7 protein-coding genes are annotated in these 7,375 nt (G+C 42.5%); 1 reads left to right on the top strand and 6 read right to left on the bottom strand.

Annotated features, from left to right (window positions below; translation table 11 throughout):
• Window positions 1–163 precede the first annotated feature (163 nt).
• A complete protein-coding gene (locus DWX59_RS28195) occupies window positions 164–598 on the top strand; it encodes a DUF3795 domain-containing protein (protein WP_117563465.1) in 435 nt (144 codons plus the stop codon).
• Between the two features lie 391 nt (window positions 599–989).
• Here the strand turns inward: DWX59_RS28195 and gatY are convergent, their stop codons facing one another.
• From gatY to DWX59_RS28225, 6 genes are all read right to left on the bottom strand, one after another.
• Complete coding sequence (gatY, locus tag DWX59_RS28200; protein ID WP_117563466.1) at window positions 990–1,841, bottom strand: tagatose-bisphosphate aldolase subunit GatY; 852 nt, start codon at window positions 1,839–1,841, stop codon at window positions 990–992.
• 51 nt (window positions 1,842–1,892) lie between these two features.
• Complete coding sequence (locus tag DWX59_RS28205; RefSeq protein ID WP_117563467.1) at window positions 1,893–2,819, bottom strand: 1-phosphofructokinase family hexose kinase; 927 nt, start codon at window positions 2,817–2,819, stop codon at window positions 1,893–1,895.
• A gap of 114 nt (window positions 2,820–2,933) precedes the next feature.
• Window positions 2,934–3,677: a MurR/RpiR family transcriptional regulator gene (locus tag DWX59_RS28210; RefSeq protein ID WP_117563468.1), complete on the bottom strand. Its 744-nt coding sequence runs from the start codon at window positions 3,675–3,677 to the stop codon at window positions 2,934–2,936.
• Window positions 3,678–3,801: 124 nt separating this feature from the next.
• On the bottom strand, window positions 3,802–4,764 hold the full coding sequence (locus DWX59_RS28215; protein ID WP_117563469.1) for an ABC transporter permease: 963 nt from the start codon (window positions 4,762–4,764) through the stop codon (window positions 3,802–3,804).
• Window positions 4,764–6,281 (bottom strand): sugar ABC transporter ATP-binding protein, encoded by a 1,518-nt coding sequence (locus DWX59_RS28220; protein WP_117563470.1) that lies wholly within the window; start codon window positions 6,279–6,281, stop codon window positions 4,764–4,766. Before DWX59_RS28220 ends, DWX59_RS28215 begins: the two co-directional genes overlap by 1 nt.
• A gap of 60 nt (window positions 6,282–6,341) precedes the next feature.
• Entirely contained in the window at window positions 6,342–7,352 is a 1,011-nt protein-coding gene (locus tag DWX59_RS28225; RefSeq protein ID WP_117563471.1) for a substrate-binding domain-containing protein, read from the bottom strand.
• Window positions 7,353–7,375: the final 23 nt, after the last annotated feature.

The following is a 7,375-nucleotide window of genomic DNA, read 5'->3' on the forward strand; positions in this document are numbered from 1 at the left end:
TTAACAAATCCCACCCCAACTATTGACAAAGAGCCCTAAAACTAAAAAGCTTTTAACTTCTTTGTAATTCATATATTGACTGATTTTGAGGAGGTTTTTATTATCAGGTCTTTTCGAAATCAGTCAATGGCGGTATAATTAACAAAGAATGGAGGGAAATAAAATGAAATCTATTTGTGGAATTGATTGTACAAAATGCGGATTAAGCGGCGCTTGTAATGGATGTGCCGCAACAGATGGACAGCCTTTTGGGGCGGAATGTCTAGTTGCACAATGCTGTAAAAAAGGAGAGACTGTGTTAAATGAATTAAAAGAAAAGCTGATTGCAGCGTTTAATGCCCTTAATATTCTGGACATGGAAGAAGTGACGGAACTTCATGCACTGAAGGGCTCCTATGCCAATATTGAATATGTCCTTCCAAACGGCCAAATCGTAAAATTTTGGGATGACAACAGGATTTATTTAGGAAATCAACTACATAAAGAAGGCAGCCACCGGTGTTATGGAATTCTTGCTGACGAGAATCATCTCATGGTATCCGAGTACAGCGGCTATGGAACTGATGCAGAAATAATCGTATTTAAACGCTGGAATTAAACAGAAAAAACAGTTGTTATCCCATGGATGAATAGTCAAACCGAAATATGCAATCGGATTTCTGCATAGATGCAGCTGTGAAATATTGATGAATAGATAAACCCCAATTATGCGCTCAGCAAAGCATCCGGATTTTGTCATATCAAAAGAAAAGCTTGATGAATAAATCTGGTATGGTGGGGTTCTGTGGGAAATGCGCAGTGACCGGGAGATTGCCGCAGTGCTTCCTTTCTGCTTACTCCTGCCGTCCTGCAAATAAACTTCCGACTGCCACTACTAAAAATAGCAGTTTAAACAGGACCCCTCATTTTCTGAAAAACCATCTTAAATCTTCAACTAATCATTCCCTTCATATACCTCTATCTACTGGGCCTGTAAGAAAAATATCTTATCATCCTTTATTCACACACCCGCAGTTCCTGATTTTTTCCATGACAAAGGTCTTAACATACTTTTTACCTATGGCACCATATTTCTTAGGATCAATAATATCAGGATCTGTTTTTAAGACCTCTTTTATTCCATTGCTATAAGCAATTCTCAATTCTGTTGCATAATTAACTTTGCAGATACCGCGCCGGATTGCCTCGCGTACTGCTTCGTCCGGTACTCCTGAAGCCCCATGCAAAACCAATGGGACTGATACAACCTGACGTATGTTTGACAGACGTTCCTGTTCCAGCTTAGGCTCTCCCTTATATAGGCCATGTGCTGTTCCAATTGCAACCGCCAGGGAAGAGGCGCCCGTACGTTCCACAAACTCTTTTGCTTGATTCGGATCTGTATAACTGTCTCCATCCCCTCCGTCCAGGTCGTCCTCTTTACCTCCTACTTTACCGAGTTCTGCCTCTACCGGAATTCCTGAAGGCCTGCAGGCATCTACAACTGCTTTTGTCAATACTACATTATCTTCAAATCCCTCATGTGAACCATCAATCATAATGGATGTATAACCGGTGCGCAATGCCTGCATGGCCAGTCCATAGCTGGAACCATGGTCTAAATGGAGGGCAACCGGTATATCAGCCCGCTCAGCAGCTGCTTTTACATTCGCAAGATAATAATCTAAGCCTGCATATTTAACTGTTGATGGGGTTGTCTGCATGATAACCGGTGCATTCATTTCCTCTGCTGCTTCAATCACGGCCATGACCATCTCCATATTTTCAACATTAAATGCACCCACTGCATAGTGACCATCCTGGGCATCCTGTAACATTTTTTTTGTTGTAACGAATGGCATATTATTTTCCTCCCTATCTAACTGCAGCCATAGGTTTGCTGACTGCTGACGTTATTTGTCATTCACCCTTCTTACATTGATTTTTCCCATGTAGTTATCCACCTGCGCCAAATCACCTATACCGTTGCTCTCTGCCACATTTGCCCCTACGGCCGCACAGCGTTTTAACGCCGTTTCAATACTTTTTGTATTTTCCAGCCATATGCTTAAGAATGCTGCAAGAGATGAATCCCCGGCACATGCCGAACTTAACAGTTTTACAGGATATGCCTCCACATAGTAAATATCTTTTCCTTTTGAAAAGTATGCTCCCTTTTCCCCCAGAGTCAGAAGGATGTTCTGCGCACCCTTTTCATGAAGATACCCTAACGCATCCACAATATCCGGTTCGCTCTTCATGACAATTCCGAAAATCTCGGCAATCTCCTCATCATTGGGTTTAATAAGATACGGCCGGAACCGCAGCAGTTCCTTAAGTTTCGGGGAACTGACATCTAATATTACCTTCACTGACTTATCATTGCAGATACTGAGGATTTCTTCGTAATATTCCGGCGAAATCCCAGGAGGCAGGCTGCCGCTGATGGAAAGATAATCCATGTCCTTCCTGCTTTTTATAATATCCAGCATTTCATCCTGCTTTTCCCGACTTACAAATGATCCTCCATTTACAAATTTATACTCCTGTTCACCGTCATTTAAAAAAACATTAATCCGTGTCAGGTCTTCCACCCATACCGGATGTGATTTAAATCCCCTTTTTTCTATCTCCTTAACTATGTACTCCCCGGAAAAACCGCCAAAAAAACCAAGTACTGTTGATGGAACATTAAAATGCTGCAGTACAAAGCTGACATTAAGTCCTTTTCCATTAGGTGTATATACCGTGGTTGATGTACGGTTTACATATTTAGATCTGATTCCATCAGTTATTATGTTCATATCAATCGCTGGGTTTGTAGTTAATGTATAAATCACACTGCTGACCTCCTTATTTTTAAAGCAACGCCCCTTGATGATTAAACTATAAATGAAAACAGGATGAAAATCTTTTCAGAAACTGAAAACAATCTTATCCTGCTTCTTTTAATTTTACATATGTTCTTCTACCAGATAATCAATTATAATTCTGGCAATCATATGAAGCGCCACCCGGGATGCCACTTCATAGTCCCTGATTGCATCATGTTCATGTTTAAATCCAATCACATTGCAATTAGACAGCTCAATCAGTTCTGAATCCTCATTACAGCAGCACGTGATGACCTTCGCATTCCTCAGCTTGGCTTTCCTAGCTGATTCTATGAGTTCAGGCGTTTTTCCATTCAAAGAAAAAATGATTACCAACTCATCCGAGTTTAAATTACCAGTTTTCTGGCGCATAATGTTTGGGTCGCCAAAAAAAACAACATTAAAGTCTAATAATTGCAGTTTTAGTGTGAATTCCTGTGCCACATACTCTGTCAGGCCTCTGGCAAGTACGAAAATACGCCTTGCCCCTTTTAGGGCTCCCACAATATCCAGTATTGTTGTCAGGGAAATTTGTTCCAGCACACGCTGTGCCTCAATCAATGATTTATTTAAGATTTCTCCCATATTCTGAATCTGAGTATTGCTCTCCTTCACAGTAAGCCTGTACCTAAGTTCATTGAATCCATTAATTCCACACTTACGGATAGCCCGTGACACCGTAGACGGAGAGGAATATGTTTCAAATGCAATATCCACAATCGATAATTCAGAAAGCTTTTTTTCATTTTCATTAATATACTTTATAACTTCCTGTTCTGTTTTTGACAGTCTGTCCGATTTTTCTTGATTAAGCTCAATTAACACTGAAATCTACCTCCACTTTTTATACATCCCTTACTTCCACTTCATGGCAGTTTTATATAAATTGTCGGAAGTATATTTAACATTATCAAAAAGAAAAAAACTTTCCGTCCTCTCTTTTCCAGATTTATTTCCTGAACTGGTCTATAATCACCGCAGCCAGAATGATTACCCCCATAGACACAGTCTGCCAATACGACGAAACACCCAAAAGGCTCAATGCATTATTAATGATTCCAATGACAATCAATCCGATAACCGTCTGCGCAATACCACCTCTGCCACCTGACATGCTGGTCCCGCCCATCGCCACAGCGGCAATGGCATTCAGTTCATATCCTGATGCCGCGGTTGCCTGCCCATTCTGGAGTTTTGACGCCAGTACCAGCCCTGCCAGTGCCGACAGGATACCGGAAATCATATAGACGCTGAATCTGATTTTCAATACACTGATACCTGTCAGTTTTGCAACCTCCCGGTTACTTCCAATTGCATAGATATAACGGCCAAAACATGTTTTAGATAAAATGATAAAAGATATGATAATTACAAAAAGCATTAATATAATAGATACGGGAATAGGGCCTGCTTTCCTAAGCCCCAGCCATCCAAAGCTTTCCGGAAGCCCAAAGACCGGTTTGGCATCTGTCAGGACATATGCCAGGCCTCTGGCCGCATTCATCATCGCTAAGGTAGCAATAAAGGGGGGCACATTTAATTTTGCTATACAGAAACCGTTAACAGCTCCGCATACCGTACCTACCCCAACAGCAGTTGCAAAGATAATACCCAAAGAAACGAGAATCCCCGCATCTGGGTAAAGTTTAACCCAGCTGGCTCCTACAACGCCTGCAATAGCAGCCACAGCGCCTACCGACAAATCAATGCCGTCTGACAGGATTACAAATGTCATCCCACATGCAATCAATGCATTGATGGAAATTTGTATCATGATATTCATTAGATTCCCACTGGTTGCAAACCTCGGAACCACAATTAAACACAGTATAAACAATACAATAGCAAAAAATAGCATTGTATTCTCTGAAACAAAAACCTTTGTGCGACTCATTTGCTTACTATGGTCCATTACTCTCCCTCCCCGCTTGTGCCTTTACTTGCAAGCTGCATGACCGTTTCTTCCGTTGCTTCTGATTCATCCAAGAAACCGGTGACCCGTCCTTCCCTCATGACCATGATTCGGTTTGAGCATCCCAGGATTTCGGGGAGTTCAGAAGATACCAGGATAATGCTTCCCCCATTTTCCACAAACTCCTTCATAAGGGTATATATTTCCGCCTTTGCATTGACATCAATTCCCCTGGTGGGCTCATCCATTATTAGAATCCGTGATTTAGCCATCAACCACTTTGCAATTACCACCTTTTGCTGATTCCCTCCGGAAAGATTTCTGGTAACCGTCTTTTCTGAAGATGTTTTTATACGCAGTCTTTTTATATAATTTAGCGCCTCTCTCTTTTCCCACTCAAAATCCATGAATCCTTTATGTGAATTGGCATAGACGGAGGCGAGAGATGCGTTTTCTTTTACATTTTTCCCTAACAAAAGTCCCTGCCCCCTGCGGTCCTCCGGAATCAGTCCCATCCCCATTTTGATTGTATCTTTTGGGGTCTTGGCCTTATACACCTTTCCATATAGGCGGCATTCCCCTCCGTCGATAGGATCTGCCCCAAAAACAGCTCTCATCACTTCCGTTCTTCCGGCCCCAACCAGACCTGAGACTCCCAATATTTCTCCTTCCATCAGATGAAATGATACATCCTTAAAACTACCTTTGCGGGTCAGGCTGCATACTTCCAACACTGTCTTACTGCCTTTTTTTCGGTTAGGCTTAATATAATAGTTCTGTATTTCGCGTCCCACCATCATAGATACCATGCGGTCTTCTGTAACATCCCTGACCGGCAGTGTACCAACCACATTTCCATCTCTCAGCACGGTCAGCGTATCACCCATTTCCAAAATTTCTTTCAGCCTGTGTGATATATAAATAATAGCTACATTTTCCTTTATCAGCTTTTTCATGACCGCAAACAGTGCGTCAACCTCGTAGCCGGACAGGGAGCTGGTTGGCTCATCCATAATAACCATACGGCTGTTCTGTGATACGGCACGGATAATTTCCACCATCTGTTTTTCGCCATTATTTAACTCCCTTATGTATGCTTTGGGGTCAATATCAATACCAATGCCAGACATCAGATTCTTTGTCTCAGCAATCATCTTTCTTTTATCAAGAATACCATTGCAGCGTATTTCCCGTCCCAAAAATACGTTTTCATAAACCATCAGGTCTTCTATTACGCTAAGTTCCTGGTGTATGACACTAATCCCCAGTTTCTGGGACTGTCTGATGTTTGTAAAGCGTTCTGCTTTTCCTTCTATCATCACCTCTCCGGAATCAGGATGATATATTCCCGAGATGATTTTGATTATAGTTGACTTCCCTGCTCCGTTTTCCCCCAGAAGCACATGGACTTTTCCCGGATAGAATGCCACGGAAATATCTTCCAGAACCTTTACCCCTGGAAATGATTTGCTTATATGTTTGAGTTCAACAAGTGGTGTTCCCGGTTCTTTTTGCATCCTCCCTCTCCTTTCTACGAAAGAGCGCTGTTTGGCAGCGCTCTTATAACAACCTGTCCTCTATTCTGCATTGCTGGCATCAATGATGTAGGGAGCGATGAGGATCTCCTTTTCCGGGTTGGTTCCATTTAAGTACTGTTCTACGGCCTCCATAGTTGTCTTACCAATTGCCTCCGGATCCTGCGCAACATCTGCCACCCAGTTTCCGCCTTTCTTGATTTCGGCTATGCCCTCCGGATTTCCATCATAACCAATAATTTTTGTATCTTTTTCTGCTGCGGTTATTGAAGAAAGGGCGCCAATTGCCGCTGGATCTCCCACGCAGAATACAGCATCTATATTATCATATTTTAAAAGCATGTTCTGCATCACATCCGCCGCCTTCTGCTGGTCTCCGGAATAGTTCTGGATATCTGCCACTACGATATCCGGTGCATTTTTTTCCAGATAATCCGTAAATCCTTTTTCACGGTCCACGCAGCTTTCTATTTCAGAATAAGTGATAACTGCTGCTGTACCTGTTTTATCTGTAAGGATATTTTCTATCAGGTATTGGGCGGCTAACTCCCCGCCTTTATAGTTATCCGTAGCAATATGTGAAACTACATCACCATCCGACTTAATGTCCATGGTAAATACCGGTATCCCTGCCTGGTCTGCCAGTTCAACCATGGACTTAGAACCAGCGGAATTAGTGGGAGCAATCACAATTGCGTCTACCTTTTTGGTGATAAAATCCTGAACCTGGCTCAGCTGTTTATTCGCGTCACCTGACGCATCCTGAAAGTCCACTGACCACCCCATCTCTCCAGCAGTATAATCCATGGATTTCTGAATATTGTTGTAGAAAACATGGGTACTGTTAAGAAGGCTTACGCCTACTTTTTTCCCTGGCTCCTCCTCCTGACCCACTGATTTTTCTGCCTCTTTTTCTGCCTCTGTACCTTGTGCAGCTGCCGTTGTCTCTGATTCTACCGCAACCTCTGCCGTCTTTTCCCCTCCTGAACAAGCCGTTAATGCCATGGCTGCCGCTACTGCAAATACGATTGCTTTTTTCATCATTTTTGTCATTCCTTTCGCTTCGCTCAAGGCAC

The sequence above is a fragment of the Enterocloster aldenensis genome (genome assembly GCF_003434055.1).
In the GTDB taxonomy this organism is placed as follows: domain Bacteria; phylum Bacillota; class Clostridia; order Lachnospirales; family Lachnospiraceae; genus Enterocloster; species Enterocloster aldenensis.